The following is a 16,384-nucleotide window of genomic DNA, read 5'->3' as shown; positions in this document are numbered from 1 at the left end:
TCCCCCTCTCCCCTGGCACCGGCGAAGCAGAACCTGCAAAGAAAAAGCGCGGCTGCCCTCTGGCAGTCGCGCTTTGTGATTACTCTCTCGGCTTATCCCACCCTTGGCGAGGTGGAATTCAACCCTGGGCTGCCGAGCCAGCTCAGGGCTCGATGGGTCTCCTTACTTGGCGCTGCACTCCTGAATGACCACGGTACCGGCGCTGACCCCTGCCGGGTCAACCTTCACCAGCACGCTCCACAGGCCTTGCGGCAGGGTGATGCTGTTGTTGGAACTCCCCGGCTCGGAGAAAGCGAAGGGGTAACCCGTTTCGGGCTGGACGGCACCGCCACCATTGAGCAGGTACTCCTTGCTCCAGTCTTCGTTGGCGACCTTGAACTCAGTGGTGCCCGCATAGTTGAACGCGGTCTGATAGATGGCGAGTGCGCCGTCCATCCCCTTGTAGCTCAACTGGTACTGGGGCTGGGCGTTCCAGCCGGACAGCTCACCCTTGACGAACAGGTTGTAGCCGAGCGGATTGCCCGCTACGGTATCCAGCACCTTGCAACTCTGCACCGGCTCGGTGAAGCTGACGCTCAGGCTGGGCTTGTCCTTGTTCATGGCGGTAAACACGAACTTGTAGGTACCTGCCTTGTCTGCATTGAACGGCAGATCCCCACCGTTGGCACAGAGCCCGCTGATCTGGCCCGTCGCCAACTGGTCGGTATCGCTGCACTTGCCGTAGTTGATCGGTCCACCCCAGTCGCTACCGGCAATCTTCACCTGAGTCATCCCCAGCTGATCCGCCGTCACTTCGGTGGTGAACTCGTAGCTGAAGTTGCCACCGAAGTTCATCTTGTTGACCGGATCCCACTGGTTCAGGAAACCGCGCACGAAGACCTCGGTGTCACCAAATGGCGGCACTGTGCTCAGGTCCGTCTTCTTGCCCACCGGCAGGCCCGCACCCTGGGCACCGGCCTGTGGCTTGACGAACACGGCGGCCGACCAGGCCCCCAGCGTCAGCTGGCCGTTGTCGAACGCGGCGCCACTGGCGATGCTGCTACCAGCGTGATGAGCGCTGCTCAACACCATGCCGGCGAGGTCGATGGGCTGATCCTTGCCGTCACGGAAGTCGCCGATACTCTGGCTGGCATTGGTGGCGTTGATCATCACCACCAGGCCGTCGATGGCCGGGTCCAAGTCCGCCCCGGCGCTCGCGCCGTCATCCACCGACATCACGATGAGGCCCGGGATCTGATCCGGCCCGGTGTTGCGGAAGTCGACCCGCTTGATCACCTCGGCACCGCTGCCAAGACGCAGCAGACGGGAGGATTGACGCAGCTCGGCCAGCTCCTGGTAGAAGCCCAGCATGCGCTCCATGTCAGCCCCGCTCGGCTTGACGTGCTGGCCGAGCACCTGCTCGATCAGCGGATAGTTGTCACCATCCTTGTCCTTGCGCGGCAAGCCCTTGTCGAAGTTGTTGTCGACCTGGGTGTAATCGACCCGGTTGTACCAGTCACCGGAGTCGTAGCTGTCCCGCTCCATGGACTTGGAGCGCAGCAGTTCGCTGCCGGCATGGGTGAAGGGAATGCCCTGCCCCAGCATGGCGGTCGCGAGCGACACCCCCTGCATCCGCACCAGATCGGCCCCTGCCGGCGCCTTGTAGACCAGGTTGTCGAACAGGGTCTGGTTGTCGTGCTTGGAGACATAGTTCTGGATCTCGGTCGGATCCTGGGCATAACCGGCGGGCTGGCCGTTGTAGTCGATGTCAGCCCCCTTCTTCGGCATGCCGTCCTTGTCGGTCAGCACGAACTCCTTGAGGTTGCCGGCCATGCCGAGGCGAACCAGATCGGACTGGTGCAGCGCGGTCGCCAGATCGACGCCGTCCACCTCGTTCGGATCCACGAAGGCGCCGTTGCCGAAGCCCTGGGTCTTGCGAATGAGATCGCCGCCATCGAAGGGGCTGCCGCCACGGACCGCATCCCGCAGCCGGTCGGAGAAGGAGCCGATGCCGGTGCCGCCCAGGTGTTTCTGGGTGGCCTGCACGAAGCGCTTGTCATCCTGCACCTCGCCGAAGTTCCAGCCCTCGCCGTAGAAATACATCTCGGGGTTGACCTTCTTCACCTCGGCCAGCGCCTGCACTATCTGATCCTTGGGATGGTGACCCATCAGATCGAAGCGGAAGGCATCGATCTTGTAGTCCCGCGCCCAGGTCACCAGGGAGTCGTCGACGAGCTTGGCGAACATGGCGTGTTCCGGCGCCGTGTTGGAGCAGCAGGTGGAGTTCTCGACCGAACCGGTCTCCGGGTTCAGCCGCTGGTAGTACCAGGGCACTATCTTGTCGAGCACCGACTTGGCGCCGAGCCCGGCCTCGTTGGTGTGGTTGTAGACCACGTCCATCACCACGTTCATGCCGATGTTCTGCTTGATGGCCTGCACCATCTCGCGGAACTCCTTGATCCGGGTCGTTCCCTCCGCATTGGTGGCGTAGGAGCCTTCCGGGGCGGTGTAGTGATAGGGGTCATAACCCCAGTTGAAGGAGTCCACCCCGCGCAGATAGCCATACAGCTCCTGCACCACGGGGTTATCCTTGCTGTCCACGCTCTGCAGCTCGGTCAGCACCGATTCTATGGTCTGGCCGCCGCCACAGTGGCTGGCGAACTTGGAGTTCTTGACCTCGGCATTCACCTCGCACAGCTTGCTGAAGTCGTCGCCGATGTTGGCGACCTTGGCCGGATCTTCGTTGATGGTGGCGATGTCGAACACCGGCAGCAGGTGCAGGTGGCTGACGCCGCTCTTGGCCAGGGCCTTCAGGTGGGTGACCGGCTTGCTGTCGCCGTCGGTCAGCCCCAGGAACTTGCCTCTATGTTCCGGCAGGGTGCTCTCATCGTTGCCGGTCAGATCCCGGACATGGGCCTCGTAGATGGTGATGTCGGCCGGGTTCTGCTGGCTGTGGGGCGCCTTCAGGCTGTCCCAGCCCGCCGGCTTGAGGGCCGGATCGTCCAGGTCCACCACCTGGCTGAACTCGGAGTTCATGGCGAGGCTCAGGGAATAGGGGTCGGTCACCTGATAGGATTCCAGCTTGCGGCTGAGGGGGTGATAGACCTCGATGGCGTAGCGGTAGTACTTGCCCACCAGATCCGCGCCGCCCTGCAGGCTCCAGCTGCCGCTGGCCTCGTCTTGTGTCATGGCGCGCTCGCCGAGGGACTGATGCTGCTCATCGAACAGCGCCAGCTTGACCGACTTGGCGGTCGGCGCCCACAGCCGGAAGGTGACGTTGCCACCCTCGACCATGGCGCCATAGCTCAGCTTGGTGGCGGCCTCGGCATAGACTGCATCCAGGGCGCCGGCGCTCTGCACCAGGGTGGCCCCCTGCAGTATGCCCTCGGCATCGGTACCGATCGCTACCAGCTCACCCTTGAGCAGGGGCTTGAGATCCTTACCGGCAGGCAGGGCGAAGGCGGCGGCATCCTTGAGGTGCGGATACTTGGCCTGCTGCTCGGCATTGAGACTGGTCGGGGTCAGGCTGAGGTAGGGGAAGTCGAACACCCCTTCCGCATTGGCCTTGATGGTGCCGGACTCTGTGTAGTAGAGCCGCACATGGGGTTTGTCCTTGCCCCCTTGCCAGATCAGGGTGTTGCCGTCGATCAGGTGGGCGCTGGCCCCGGCCACGCCGAAGGCGGCGCTGAAGGCCTCGGCACGGCTGCCAAAGATCTCGCTCTTGCCCGCAACTATGGCCACGGTGCGATCCGGATGCTCGCTGAAGATCACCTTCATGTCGGCGCCGGTCAGGTTCGCCATATCGCCGTTGCGGGCGATGAAGTTGATGCAGCCTTCCATCTTGGCGAGCGGCACCACCCAGCTGGGACCGAAGCCGTCCACCGCTGCCGGTGTCTTGCTGGCGTCATCCCAGCTCGCGTTCAGGCCGCTGTCGGCGGTGGCATTACAGGCATCGTTGTTCCACAGGTGCAGGCTGTGGCCGGCGAAGGGCCCTTCGATGCCGCGCGCCGCGCCGGTCTGGGTGTCGACCAGGGCGATCACCGCCTGATCGGGCCCGGCCACCAGCTGCTCGGCCGGAGGCTGTACATTGGGGAGGCGGGCGACGGGCCCATCCTGGGAGGGTGGAGTGGAGGGCGAGGAGCCGTTGTCATTACAGCCAGACAAAAGCGCGAGCAGTGAGGCTGTTACCAGCGCCACCTTGGTCTTTTTCATATCCATTTTTTTATAATTCCCGCTGTAGTTAGTCTCGATATTCGAGTACCCGGTCGCAGCCGAGCGGTGTCATATTAGTCAGCGGGGATTGTTGTAAATGTGAGCAGGCAGGCAAAAAAAACCAACCAGTTTCAACAAGATAACGTTTTCATAACGAAAATTGGAGCGAGCTCACAGACTTGGGGCGATATTCACCCCATCACTTGGGAGAACCCCATGACGCAGGAAAAACCAATTTCCGATCAACTGGATACCGAGGGTGATGCAGATGACGCGAATCGATGAGCAAGCGAGGCGACTGGATGAGGAGTATCAGGCCATCAGTCAGCTGTTCGATCAGTTTTGCCAGCAGGCCGGGGCGCTCGCCGAGCAGTACCGCTTCTTAAAGTGGCCCGACTACGAGGAGACACCGCCGCGGATCCGGGCCTTCACCCTGCTGGGGGAGCCGCGCGAGCTGCGGCTCCATTGCCAGCCGGGGGAACACGGCATCCTGCACGGCATCATCCAGATAGTCGATGAGGAGGAGCAGCTCCATGCCAGCCTGGGATTCAGGGCCGACGGCCATCTGCTGCTGGAGTCGGGCCGCTTGCTGGACAACCCGCCCGGGCTGCTGCTCAAGCTGCTGATCGGCTCCATCTGGAAGGATAAGTCCTCGGCAGCCACCAGCCAGCCTCACTGAGCCGGCGCAGCCGCCGCGCCTCAGCCCTGGGCTATCTCTATGGTCACATGGACCAGCTCCTCGTGGATGGCGAGCCGCTCGCGGATCTGCTGCGGCGGCACCGGCTGTGCCATCCGCAGCGACAGCACGCAGGCATACTGCTGCTGCCCCACCCGCCAGACGTGCAGATCGCGGATCTCCGCCGCCGGCCCCTCGGCGATCACCTCGCGGATCTCCGCCACCAGGGGGGTATCCATCTCGGCATCCAGCAGCACGCGACCGGTGTCGCGCAGCAGGCCCTTGGCCCACAGGGCCACCAGCACCGCGCCCACTATCCCCATCAGGGGATCCAGCCAGTCGGCGCCCCACAGCATGCCGCCCACCAGGGCGAAGATGGCCAGTACCGACGTGGCCGCATCGGCCAGCACATGGAGATAGGCGGCCCGCAGATTCAGATCATGATGAGCATGGCCGTGGTCGTGATCATGGTGATCGTGCTGGTGACCGTGATGATCGTGGTGATGATCATCCTTGAGCAGCCAGGCACAGGCCAGGTTCACCAGCAGACCGAGCAGGGCGATGCCGATCGCCTGCTGATAGTGGATCGGGCTGGGATCCAGCAGCCGGGTGACCGACTCGAACAGCATCAGGCCGGCCACCCCCACCAGCAGCAGGGCGCTGGTGAAGCCGCCAAGCACCTCTATCTTCCAGGTGCCGAAGCTGAATCTGTGATCCCGGGCGAAGTGGCGGGCGGCGCGATAGGCCAGCACCGAGAGACCGAGCGCCAGCGCGTGGGAGCTCATGTGCCAGCCATCCGCCAGCAGCGCCATGGAGTTGAACACCCAGCCCCCCGCGATCTCCGCCACCATCATGATGAGGGTGAGCAGCACGGCCCAGCGGGTCTTCTGTTCGGCCAGCGGATTCCCTTCGTGCACGACGGGTTGATGGCAGTGGAAGCTAGCGACGGATGACATGAATTTCTCCTGAGGGCGACAATACAATATACTATACCCCAGTATAGTTTTATCGCGCGAGAGGATCCTGCATGTCACACACGGTACACAACAAGAAGAAGCTGCTGGCGCGGGTACGCCGCATCAAGGGTCAGACCGGCGCGCTGGAGAGTGCGCTGGAGCAGGAGACCGACTGCGCCGCCATCTTGCAGCAGATCGCCGCCATCCGCGGCGCCGTCAACGGCCTGATGCTGGAGGTGCTGGAGGGTCACATGCGCGAACATCTCGGCGCCGAGGAGGCCACCCAGGCAGAGCGGCTTGAGGATCTGGATCAGGTGGTGAGGGTGCTGCGCTCCTACCTGAAATGAGTACGCCCGACGGGTCGGGCGTACGGTTCAGTCGAAGTCCGCGTAAGGCGTGAGCGGCTGGGGCGGCATGTCGAGATCCCCCTGCCATGGCTTGAAGGTGTAGCGCAGGAAGAGGGTCGCATGGCTGGGGGCATAGTCGTCGGCCTGCTGGATATCGATCCGCCCGCCGATGCGCCAATGCTCGCTCAGCCGGTGCTCCACCACGGCGTTGAGGGTGTAGCCGAACCCGCTGCTGCTGCCGCCCTGCACCGGGGCGTTCCGGTCGGGCAGGCGCTCCGGCAGCAAGTCGGGCAGGGGGTAGCGCCGGCTGTCGTCGGTGCGGGAGTGGGACCAGGAGCCGGAACCACCCAGCTCCCACGACCAGTCCGGGGTGCGCTGCCGGTAGCTGACCGGGAGCGACAGGGAGAAGTAACCCTGGGGGCTGTAGTAACCCCCCTGCCCCAGGGTGTAGCCACTCAGATCCTGCTGGTAATGCCACAGCATGCTGCTCAGTCCCAGGCTGACCCGCCGGTTTGCCTCGTTGACGACCTTGTAGTAGCCACCGCCCATGAGCCGGGTGCGCCAGTTGTCCGGCACGTTCTTGCCAGTCAGCAGATGTTGCTGGGCGCTGCCCCAGAAGCCGACCGCTCCTCCCAGATCATGGCTGAGATCGAGGCGGACACCGTTGGCCCGCACGCCCCCCCAGCTGATCCCGGTAGCGGGATCGACGGTGCCGGAGTAAGAGAGCAGGGAGCTGCTGATCGGCCGCCGCGACAGGGTGAGGCCCCAGCCCAGATCCCCAAGATCCCCTTCCACCGAGGCCCCGCCGACCCAGTCCACCACCTCGAAGCCGAGGGGGGTGGTGCCCAGATCGAAGGCCCAGGCGCCCCCGCGCCAGCCCGCCGCCAGTGTGGTGCCGGCATACTGCTGGTGTTCGTCCCCCGTACAGCCACGCGCGACGCAGGTGCCGAACTCCGCCAGATAGGGGGAGGCAGGCAGGTGGCCCGCATCCATGTCGACCCGCTCGAGGCGGCCGAAGAAGGTGCCGCCGGCCAGCGGGGTATCCAGCTGCAGCATCTGGGTCAGGGCCCGCAGATCGGAGACGCCACCGGTGCCGCTGGAGCCCCAGTAGTCGCTGTCGAGAGAGACTGTGGTCTGGCTCTGCCGATAGTGCTGGTCGAGATCGCTGCGCAGCCCCGATGCCAGCCAGCCCTCCCCTTCGCGGCTGCGGGCGAGCCGGGTCAGATCGCCCCCGTCCAGATCCTCGCGGGGGGCCAGACCGGCGGCCACCATGGCCTTGCGATCCCATTGCAGGGCCTCCTCCGTCTCACCGGCGGCGAAGCGCTGGCGGGCGGCGTCACGCCAGAACAGCGCGCTCTGCTCGGAGGTGGGCTGGGCCGATACCGCGGGGGCATAGCCCTCGAAGATGGCCTGCGCCGTCGCCTCCTCCCCCAGGGCCTGATAGAGATTGGCGACCCGGCGGTAGTCGTTGAAGCCGTCGGCGGGCTGGGGGCTGATCGGCCAGCCGGGCAACCAGCGCCGCACCTGCTCCCGGTAGCCCCTTACCAGCGCCAGCTCGGCCATGCCGAGGCGGGCATCCAGCTGCTGTGGCTGGTGCGCCAGCACCCTTTGATAGTGCTGCTCGGCCTGGGCCCAGTCGCCACGCTCACCAGCCCAGCCGGCCAGCATCAGGCTGACGTCGTCGTCCGGCAGCAGGGGCTGCAACAGGCGCTCGGCGCCGTTCTCGTCGCCCTGCTCGCGCAGCTGCCTGGCCCTGGCCAGGGTCTGGGTGCGCACCAGGCGGGCGTCCAGCTCGCGCATGTCCGCCGACCAGCGCGATGCCGGCACCTCGGCCAGCACGGCTCTGGCCCGCTCGGTCTGATCCTGCCCCGAGAGATAGAGCGCGGTGGCGTAATGCAGGCTGTTGTCCTCTGGCCGGGCCGCCAGCCGGCTCAGCAGTAGCCGCTCCCCGCCCCCGACATCACCGCTGCGGGCCGAGGTGCCGGCGACCCTGTAGGCGAGCCAGACGTCATCGGGCCTGAGCGCGAGGGCCTCCTGGCGCAGCGCCAGGGCCTGCGGCAGCTTGCCCGCCTGCTCGAACACATCGGCCTGCGCCTGCAGCTGCTCGGCCTTGAGCTGCTTGCCCTCGGCCTGCAAGGCGGGATCCCGGCTCTGCGCCAGCAGGGCCAGCGCCCGCGCGGGATCCCGCTCCCGATAGAGATCGAACAGCCGGGACAGGGCCCTGTCATGGGCGCCGGGCAACGCGAGCGCCTTGCGATACGCCTGCTCGGCCTGCGCCGGCCGATCCAGGGCCAGCTCGCTGTCCCCCAGCCCGAGCCAGGCCTCGGCCTCCCTGCCATCGAGCCGGGTGGCCTGACGGTAGCGATTCGCCGCCGCCTCCCACTGCTGGCGCTCGCCGGCCTGTTCGGCCTGGCTGATCAGCAGCCAGTAACGGTTGCTGGCCAGCAGGCTGGTCCACTTCTCCTTCTGGGCCACCTCGGGGTGGCGCAGCACCTGCTCGAACTGGGCGATGGCGAGCGCGCGCTGATTGTTGCGCGAGTAGGCCTGACCGAGCGCCCCCATGAGGTCGGGATCGCCGGGATTGGCGGCGAGGGCCCGCTTCAGCTCGGCCACAGAGGCCGTGCCGGCTCCCGTCGCCGTCAGCGCCTGCTGACGGGCGCGAAACGCAGGCGAGGCCCACTTCGCCTGCTGCTCGGCGAGCAGGGACTCGGCCTTGGCGGCCTCGTCACCGCTGCCGAAGGCCGTGATGAAGCGACCCAGCTCGGCGATGCTCTGCGGCCCCACCGGCATCTCCGTGATGGCGCCCAGCCAGATCTCGGCCGCCTCGTCACGGCTGTCGTCGCTCATGGCCATCTGCCGCAGCAGCGCCATGGCCTCCTGGCGTCGTCCGTCGGCCAGGTAGTAACGCGCCAGCCCAGCCCGCACCCGCGGCTGACCCGGGTACTGGCGGTTCAGCGCCTGCAGGGCCTGGATCCCCTTGCCATGAAGGGCGGGAATGCGCGCCTGCAGCAGCGCGTATTCGACCGCCACCTCCAGGTTAGGTGGCAGGTCCTCCACGAACAGGGCGCGATAGAGGCGCTCGGCCTCCGCCAGCCGGCCCGCACTGACCAGCAGCCGCGCCTGCTGCAACTGCTGGCGCTGCGCCGCGTCGGTGAGCGCCAGGTTCGCCATGCCCTGACGGTAGAGCCGCGAGTCGGGCGCTACCTTGCCGAGCCGGGCGAGCAGCGCCCTGCCCTCCTTGATCTTGCCCTGACGCAGCGCCTGACGGGCCTGGGCCGCCAGCAGCTCGGGGTGATTGGGATCCACCAGGGAAAGGGAATAGAGGCTGTTGCTGACCAGATCTTCCCGCCCGCTTGCCTCCCCGATGCGGATCTGCTCGAGCAGCCAGTCGACCGGCTGTACCGCCCCCTGTGCCAGGCTGCCGCCTGCCAGGCAGGCGAGCAGACAGGCCAGGGTCAATCTGCTTGGCATGCGTCGCTCCAGTGCGGCTGCAGGGTGCCATCGGGGGCGAAGCGGTAACGGCCCTGATCCCAGCCGGCGCCAAACAGGCTGAGCACGCTGCCATAGTAGGCATCCGCATCCTGGCCATGCTGCTTGACCCTGTCACGCAGCGCCGCCAGGCTCGGTTGCCCCTGCGCCAGCGGCAGCAGGGCGGCGGCGAAGCCGACCGGCCCCTGCCCCTGAGCCTCGCCACTCTGGCTGTCGACCCGCTCCGGCACGGCGCCGAGCTCGGTGATCCTGGCCAGCATGGGGGCAAAGTGCGCCACCAGGGCGGCCTTGGCGGGATCCTCGTCGCTCAGCATGCCGAGCCAGAGATAGACCCGGATGGCGTCATAGCTCCCCTGCGGCCCCTTGTCGGCCGCCACCTGCCAGCCCTTGTCGCCCTGCCACTCAATCCAGTCCGGGGCAACCCCTTGCGGGGCGCTCTCGCGCAGCAGCCGTGGCAACAGCCCCTGCATCTCGCGCCAGGGCCCCTGCAAGGAAGCGAAGCGAGCCAGCAGCTGGGGCGGCAGGTAGCTCGGGTTCAGGGTCCAGCGCCCCTCGCTGGCGAAGCCATGGGCTCCGGGCAGCAACACTGGGCCCAGGCCGGGCAGACGGGCCACCTCTTCCCTGGCGATGCGGCGCAGCAGCAGGGTGCCGATGGACTCGTAGCTGTGGTTGTCCCAGAGTCGCCCCGCCTCGAGCAGGCTGTAGGCGATCCAGAGATCCGAATCGGCGGCGCTGTTCTCGTCAAGCACACCCCAGCCGCCATCCTCGCGCTGGCCCCATTGCCAGGCCGGCAGGAAGCCGGTCAGATCGCCGCGGGCGAGCTGTCGCTCGGTCCAGTCAAGCAGCCGGGCGAAAGTCTCCCTGTCGTCGTTGACCAGGGCGAAGAAGAGGCCATAGCTCTGCCCCTCCGAGGTGGTGAGGCGGCGGCCATCGGCGGGATCTATGACCCGCCCCTCCTCGCCGATGTAATGCTCGCGAAAATGCTGCCACTCGGGCCAGTCACAGGCGCCCCAGGCCGGCAGCACGCTGAGGGCCCACAGCAGCAGGCCGCCCCATACAGTCTTCATCTGTCTCATCTCTTACTCTTCCTTCAGACGGCGACGGCTGCTGCTGGCCAGCAGCACCCGCAGGCCCCAGCCCAGCAACAGCATGCACAGCAGGGTCAGCCCCGCGAGTCGCAGTGGATAATTGGCGAAGAAGTGCCAGATCCGCTCCCACCAGGGCAGATAGCCCACCTCGTAGCGCTCCCCGACCGCCAGGCTCTTCACCCCGGACTCCCGGATGATGGCCACCGAACCCGCCACCTGCGCCCGCAGGCTGGAACTCTGCAGGGTCTCGTTGAGCAGCTTGACCCCCGCCGGCCCGTCCGCCAGCAGCGCCACCAGGCTGCGCTGCTCATGGGTGGGCGACTGCAGGCCGAGGATGACGGCGATGGCGTCATTGCCCCGCATGCCGACCCGTGCCTCGGGCTGGCGATCCGCCATGCTGTGCAGCAGATCCCCCTGGTATTCACGGTGCGGCTGGTTGACCCAGCTGCGGGTCGAGGCCAGCAGGGCATCGGGGGCGAGGTCGCGCCTGAACTCCTCGGGCAGGGAGCCGATGAGCAGGGTGTCCAGATCCGCGCCGCGCGCCTGCTCCCAGTCGTTCACCAACCGCAGGGAGAGCGCGGGATAGCCGGTCTCGGCACCGATGGCCCCGAGGGCATCGAGCAGGGTCGTCAGCTGGGCCGGATGCGGCTTGGCGGGCATCACCACCTGGCTCTCGGCCAGATCCGCCATCCGGCTGAACGGGAACCCGGGCCCGGCGAAGGCCCTGAGGTTCGGCATCTCGATGAAGTGGCGATAACCGCTGAAGTCGATGGTGGCGCTGTCGTCGAGACGCACCTGGTGGGCCGGGGGCAGCAGCAGATCGCAGCGGCCGTCCTCGTTGCCCCCCATGAACTGCTCGGCGTATTCGAACGAGAAGCTCAGGTTGTTGGCCTGGGTCGTCTTGAGGCCGGGCATCCGCAGCGCACGCGAGCCCTCGTCGCCGGCAAACCAGAGCGGCAGCGTGAGCAACTGCTGCCCCTTTGCCTCATCCGGCAACAGCGGGAAGGACTTCATGAACTGGCCGTTCACCGCCACGTCCAGCCTGGAACCATCCCGCAGGGCCGGGGCCGTGTGGTGGTACTTGAGGTCGACCTTGACCCCGTTCGCCCCCAGCAGATAGAGATCCGGCGGCAGGCGCAGCGTCAGCCCCATGGGCCAGAGCCTACGGCCCGTCGCCTGCAGCTGGCCCGGGTAGTCCACCAGCTCGTCGAACCGCATCTTGCGATCGAGCCGCACCCAGTTGGGGGCGTCGTAGGGCTGGCGAGGCGCCAGCGACTTGAGCTCCTCTACCTGCACGCTCTGGCCACGCAGCAGCACGTCCCCCTGCGCCAGCCCCTTGGCGGCGGTCAGCAGATCCTCCTGATTCCGCCCCAGGATCAGCAACAGCTTCACATAGGGGTTGTCGGGGGAGCTGATCATGTCGATGGTCGGCCCCTTCACCTCGGGATAATCGGCCAGAAAATCGGGACGGGCCTCGTTGGTGGCGAAGATCACCCCGTTGCGATCCGGCAGCCGGTTGATGAGCACGGGGAAATGCTGGCCGCGCCACTGGGCCTTGGCCCCGAACCAGGAGGCCAGCACGGCCGCCGCCTGCTGCTGCAGGAGCGGCACCTCTCCGGCAAACACCATGGGCAGGGTCAGCTTGCCGTTGTCACGGGTATCGAGGAACGGCATGGGGAAGAAGGAGAGATCGTTGCGCACCGGCAGGGTCTGCAACTGCAGGCTCAGGCTGCTGTCCCGGTTGACGTTGAGCCACAGGGTGTCGTTCGCCGGGTTCTCGCACACCTTCTGGTAATGGCCGACGAAGCTCACCTTGAGCCGGTTGAAGTCCTTGACGTAGCGCGGATCCAGCTCGATGCGGGCATGGGTCCGCTCCCCCATCTGCTCCTTGGTGAGGGCGGTGACCCCCATCAGCTCGTCGTTGAGGTACACCTTGATCTGGGAGATGAGCGGGAGCAGCGAGGGGGAAGGGGTGAAGTCGAGATCCAGACTGGCCCGGGTCACCACCTCGTCGCGCCGCACGGTGAAGTCCGCCTGACCGTCCGGCGCATTGCCGCGCAGGGAGAGGGTGCCGGGGGTCGAGGCCATACGCTCGAAGCTCAGATCCAGGCTGCGCACCGGCGCGGACAAGGGCGGCAGGGGCCCGCTGACATCGGCGGCCAGCGCACTCTGGGTCATCAGCAGGAGAGGAATAAGGCAGCGTTGTAGTTTCATCATCCTTTCACTGTCTGTGTGGTCGGAGTCTGGTGCCGGAAATCCGGCGAGACGCGACGTGGAACGAAGGAGAGCAGCCAGCGAGCCAGCTTCTCAAGCAGGATACAAATCGGCCCGATCGGGGAGCTGCGCGCCAGCCGCCAGTAAGCCCCCCAACCGAGTTGTACTATGTCGAGCAGGCTGTGGAGCGGGCGATCCTTGCCGAGCCGCTGCTGCCACAGGGACCAGGTGTCGGCCCGGGCGAAGGTGCACTGGATGAAGGCGATGTGTTGCGCCTTGTCCATGGGCTCCAGCTCCAGCCCCAGCTTGCACCCGAAGCTGCGCTGCACCTTGGCGGCGAAGGCGGCCTCCCGCTGGCCGTGGCGCAGCAGCAGCCAGACCCTGTCCTTGTCCGCCAGAGGCAGCGGCGCATCGAGCAGGACCCCGACCCCGCCATTGGAGTAATCCTTGAGGGTGCAGGGATAGAGGTGACCGTTGGCCAGCTTGATGGCCGCCGGCATCACCATCTCCACCCTGGGGTTGGTGCGCACCTGGCGCGACTCGAAAGCCACCGCCAGCGCCCCCCCCAGGATGGTCATGTTGTAGAGGGTCCACAGCATGCTGAGGATCAGGGTCAGCACCTCATCGGCCGGGCCTGTGCCGATGCGCCAGATGCCGAACCCCAGCCCGCACAGGTTGAGCAGGATCAGCACCAGATAGGGTTTGGAGACCGACAGATCCAGGAACAGCTCCTCCGTCATGCCCCCCTTGGCCGTCACGTTGAACTTGCCCTTGTGAGGGGCGAACAGCGCCACCGTGGTCGGCCGGGCTATGTACCAGGCCAGCACCGTCTCGTAGACCTCACCCCAGAAGGAGTGGCGCACCTTGCCCTGCAGGCGGGAGTTGGTCAGCGCGCTGTGGAAGATGTGGGGCAGCATGTAGAGCGCGATGGCCGCCGCCGGGGCATAGATGATGTAGGCATGCAGGATCAGGAAGGTGAGCGGGGCGGTCAGGAAGATGAGCCGCGGGATCCCCGACAGGAAGTGCAGCATGGCGTTGAAGTAGCAGAGCCGCTGCCCCAGGTTGAGCCCCTTGCCGAACAGGGGGTTGTCGAGGCGCAGGATCTGCACCATGCCGCGCGCCCAGCGGATGCGCTGGCCGATGTGGGCGGCGAGGCTCTCGGTGGCCAGCCCCGCCGCCTGGGGAATGCGGATGTAGGCCGAGGTGTAGCCCAGGCGGTGCAGCCGCAGCGAGGTGTGGGCATCCTCGGTCACCGTCTCGACCGCGATGCCACCGATCTCGTCGAGGGCCGAGCGCTTGATGACGGCGCAGGAGCCGCAGAAGAAGCTGGCATTCCACATGTCGTTGCCATCCTGCACCAGGCCGTAGAACAGCGCCCCCTCGTTCGGCATCTTGCGAAAACGCTGCAGGTTGTGCTCGAACGGATCGGCGGAGAAGAAGTGATGGGGGGTCTGGACCAGGCCCAGCCTGGGATCCTTGTAGAACCAGCCCACCGTCATCTGCAGGAAGGAGCGGGTCGGCAGGTGATCGCAGTCGAAGATCGCCACCAGCTCGCCGCTCGCCAGCTTGAGGGCATGGTTGATGTTGCCGGCCTTGGCGTGCTCGTGGGTCGGCCGCGCGACGTAGCGGATCCCCACCCCTTCGGCAAACTCGCGAAACGACTCCCGCCCGCCGTCATCGAGCAGCCAGATGGTCAGCTTGTCGGCCGGCCAGTCGAGGGCCAGCGCCGCATAGACGGTGCCCTTGACGATGGCGAGATCCTCGTTGTAGGTGGGGATCATCAGATCCACCGTGGGCCATTCGGCCGAGTCCGCCGGCAGGGGCGCCGGCGGGCGGTTCAGCGGCCAGGCCGTCTGCCAGTAGCCGAGCAGCAGCACCACCCAGGCGTAGGTCTCGGCCGCCAGCAGCAGCAGGCCGCAGGTGAGGCTGACGGGGTCGAACCAGTCCAGGGTCGAGGTGTAGCGCCACCAGATGTAGCGGCAGGAGACGGTGAGGGAGAGCACCATCATCATCAGCATGGGGTAGCGCCCCGGCACGGCACGCAGGATGAAGGCCATGGCGGCCAGCAGCATGACGAACACCAGCTGGGCCTTGAGGCTGAACGGCTGGGTGATGCAGAGCAGGGAGAGGATGCCGGCGGCCACGCAGAGCAGCACGCTCTTCCAGCGCGCCTCCCGCGGGGTGGCCCGCGCCGCCGCCAGCCCCTTCTCCTCCTGCCACTGCAGCAGCTTGCCGAGCGAGCGGGTCCCCCACTGCCAGGCCCTTTGCCATGAGGCCGGCCAGCGCAGGGGAAGGGGCACGGGCCGGCGCACTATCAGCCAGATCATCTGCAACAGGATGCGCAGGGGATCGCCCAGCTTCACCCGGCCCACCTGGGGGAAGAGGACCCGGCCGTTGCGGCGTATCCACTGCCACCCATGGCGTTCGAAGGGGAAGATGGCCCAGGCCAGCAGCCAGAAGAGGGTCAGGCCGGCGGACCCCAGCCTGGAGCCGCCGCCTTTGCGCAGGAAGCGGTAGCGGATCCCGCACCAGCGTCCCGCCGTCGGCGTGACCAGCCAGGCTAGCATGCGCCCTCATCCCCGGCGTCCAGACACCAGCGTGCCAGGGTGCCTATCTCATGGGCGATCAGGCTGTCCGGGGCGTAGCGCCCCACCGGCTGCTTGGCGGCCATGGCCTCGGCCATCGCCTCGTCCCGGTGCAGACGCAGGCTGAGCAGGGGTTGTCCCCCCGCCAGCCAGAGATCCAGCAGATCCTGCTGCAGCGCCCGGCGGCTGGTGAACTGGGTCACCAGTAGCCGTTCATCGGCGGCGCAAGCGTGACGGTAGAGCCGCACGTGGCAGTTGGCATCGGCATTGACGACGGTCAGCAGCCGGGAGACGGCCGCGGGCACCGGCCCGGGGGGCAGGTCCAGCAGCACCAGATCGTAACCCGCCAACGCCGCCAGCCAGTCGCCGCTCAGGGAGGCCGGCTGACCGCCATGGGGCAGCAGATCCAGCCCGCTCTCATAGGCAGAGAGGGCAGAGCGCCACTCCCGTGCCGGATCGGCCAGCCGACTCCAGCCCCTGGCATGATCCTGGGGCAGGCCGAGGTGCAGCCCCAGCAGGTTGTCGGGACAGAGGTCGATGGCCAGCACCCGCGCCCCCTGCTCCCAGGCCGCCAGTGCCAGACCGGCGACGATGGAGGTCGTCCCCACCCCACCGCGGATCCCCTGCAGGGCCAGGATCCTCATCCGCCCCTCCGCTGCATGTCCAGCTCCGCCAGCAGAGGGAAGCGCTGCCGCAGGCAGGCAAGATGCTCCCGCAGGCTGATGTCCTGATAGGGCAGCTGGACGCCAAACGCCTGCTGTACCATGGCCACGTCGCTCGGCACGCCCCCCTCCACCGGCACCCCGAAGGGGGCCTGGCTCCGCTGTCTGGTCTGCAT

General features: G+C 66.8%; 10 protein-coding genes. 2 read left to right on the top strand and 8 right to left on the bottom strand.

Translation table 11 applies throughout. The features are described 5' to 3' along the window. Positions 1-162 precede the first annotated feature (162 nt). Positions 163-4,197: a pullulanase-type alpha-1,6-glucosidase gene (gene pulA, locus KW821_RS17910; protein ID WP_218292401.1), complete on the bottom strand. Its 4,035-nt coding sequence runs from the start codon at positions 4,195-4,197 to the stop codon at positions 163-165. A 262-nt stretch (positions 4,198-4,459) separates the two neighbouring features. Between pulA and KW821_RS17905 the strand changes: the two genes are divergently transcribed. Further along, positions 4,460-4,870, top strand: a complete 411-nt coding sequence (locus KW821_RS17905; RefSeq protein ID WP_042653377.1) for a hypothetical protein — start codon at positions 4,460-4,462, stop codon at positions 4,868-4,870. Between the two features lie 20 nt (positions 4,871-4,890). Here KW821_RS17905 and dmeF read toward each other — a convergent pair whose 3' ends face one another. Continuing rightward, positions 4,891-5,823 carry a CDF family Co(II)/Ni(II) efflux transporter DmeF gene (gene dmeF / locus KW821_RS17900; RefSeq protein WP_042653347.1) on the bottom strand — a complete coding sequence of 311 codons (933 nt, stop codon included), beginning with the start codon at positions 5,821-5,823 and terminating at the stop codon, positions 4,891-4,893. A 71-nt stretch (positions 5,824-5,894) separates the two neighbouring features. Here dmeF and KW821_RS17895 point away from each other — a divergent pair, with 71 nt between their 5' ends. Next, on the top strand, positions 5,895-6,170 hold the full coding sequence (locus tag KW821_RS17895) for a metal/formaldehyde-sensitive transcriptional repressor (protein WP_042653346.1): 276 nt from the start codon (positions 5,895-5,897) through the stop codon (positions 6,168-6,170). Between the two features lie 27 nt (positions 6,171-6,197). Here KW821_RS17895 and bcsC read toward each other — a convergent pair whose 3' ends face one another. The 6 genes from bcsC to bcsR are packed head-to-tail and all read right to left on the bottom strand — an operon-like array spanning position 6,198 to position 16,384. Continuing rightward, positions 6,198-9,641, bottom strand: coding sequence for a cellulose synthase complex outer membrane protein BcsC (gene bcsC, locus KW821_RS17890; protein ID WP_218292400.1), 3,444 nt, complete (start codon positions 9,639-9,641; stop codon positions 6,198-6,200). Continuing rightward, entirely contained in the window at positions 9,626-10,726 is a 1,101-nt protein-coding gene (gene bcsZ, locus KW821_RS17885; protein ID WP_256352005.1) for a cellulose synthase complex periplasmic endoglucanase BcsZ, read from the bottom strand. The genes bcsC and bcsZ overlap by 16 nt, the downstream gene beginning before the upstream one ends. A gap of 12 nt (positions 10,727-10,738) precedes the next feature. Beyond that, positions 10,739-12,961 (bottom strand): cellulose biosynthesis cyclic di-GMP-binding regulatory protein BcsB, encoded by a 2,223-nt coding sequence (gene bcsB / locus KW821_RS17880; protein ID WP_256353558.1) that lies wholly within the window; start codon positions 12,959-12,961, stop codon positions 10,739-10,741. Continuing rightward, positions 12,961-15,528, bottom strand: coding sequence for a UDP-forming cellulose synthase catalytic subunit (bcsA, locus tag KW821_RS17875; RefSeq protein WP_218292397.1), 2,568 nt, complete (start codon positions 15,526-15,528; stop codon positions 12,961-12,963). The genes bcsB and bcsA overlap by 1 nt, the downstream gene beginning before the upstream one ends. Then, on the bottom strand, positions 15,522-16,190 hold the full coding sequence (bcsQ, locus tag KW821_RS17870; protein WP_218292396.1) for a cellulose biosynthesis protein BcsQ: 669 nt from the start codon (positions 16,188-16,190) through the stop codon (positions 15,522-15,524). Before bcsQ ends, bcsA begins: the two co-directional genes overlap by 7 nt. After that, positions 16,187-16,384: a cellulose biosynthesis protein BcsR gene (gene bcsR, locus KW821_RS17865; protein WP_218292395.1), complete on the bottom strand. Its 198-nt coding sequence runs from the start codon at positions 16,382-16,384 to the stop codon at positions 16,187-16,189. The genes bcsQ and bcsR overlap by 4 nt, the downstream gene beginning before the upstream one ends.

The sequence above is a fragment of the Aeromonas sp. sif2416 genome, from assembly GCF_019218665.1.
Taxonomy (GTDB): Bacteria; Pseudomonadota; Gammaproteobacteria; order Enterobacterales; family Aeromonadaceae; genus Aeromonas; species Aeromonas encheleia.
This window is presented reverse-complemented; position numbering and strand designations above follow the sequence as displayed.

Excerpts from the sequence above, each read along its gene's own strand:
- bcsA (WP_218292397.1), bottom strand. The coding sequence starts at position 15,528 with ATGCTAGCCTGGCTGGTCACGCCGACGGCGGGACGCTGGTGCGGGATC.
- bcsR (WP_218292395.1), bottom strand. The coding sequence starts at position 16,384 with ATGCAGACCAGACAGCGGAGCCAGGCCCCCTTCGGGGTGCCGGTGGAG.
- bcsB (WP_256353558.1), bottom strand. The coding sequence starts at position 12,961 with ATGAAACTACAACGCTGCCTTATTCCTCTCCTGCTGATGACCCAGAGT.
- bcsQ (WP_218292396.1), bottom strand. The coding sequence starts at position 16,190 with ATGAGGATCCTGGCCCTGCAGGGGATCCGCGGTGGGGTGGGGACGACC.
- bcsC (WP_218292400.1), bottom strand. The coding sequence starts at position 9,641 with ATGCCAAGCAGATTGACCCTGGCCTGTCTGCTCGCCTGCCTGGCAGGC.
- dmeF (WP_042653347.1), bottom strand. The coding sequence starts at position 5,823 with ATGTCATCCGTCGCTAGCTTCCACTGCCATCAACCCGTCGTGCACGAA.
- bcsZ (WP_256352005.1), bottom strand. The coding sequence starts at position 10,726 with ATGAAGACTGTATGGGGCGGCCTGCTGCTGTGGGCCCTCAGCGTGCTG.
- KW821_RS17905 (WP_042653377.1), top strand. The coding sequence starts at position 4,460 with ATGACGCGAATCGATGAGCAAGCGAGGCGACTGGATGAGGAGTATCAG.
- KW821_RS17895 (WP_042653346.1), top strand. The coding sequence starts at position 5,895 with ATGTCACACACGGTACACAACAAGAAGAAGCTGCTGGCGCGGGTACGC.
- pulA (WP_218292401.1), bottom strand. The coding sequence starts at position 4,197 with ATGGATATGAAAAAGACCAAGGTGGCGCTGGTAACAGCCTCACTGCTC.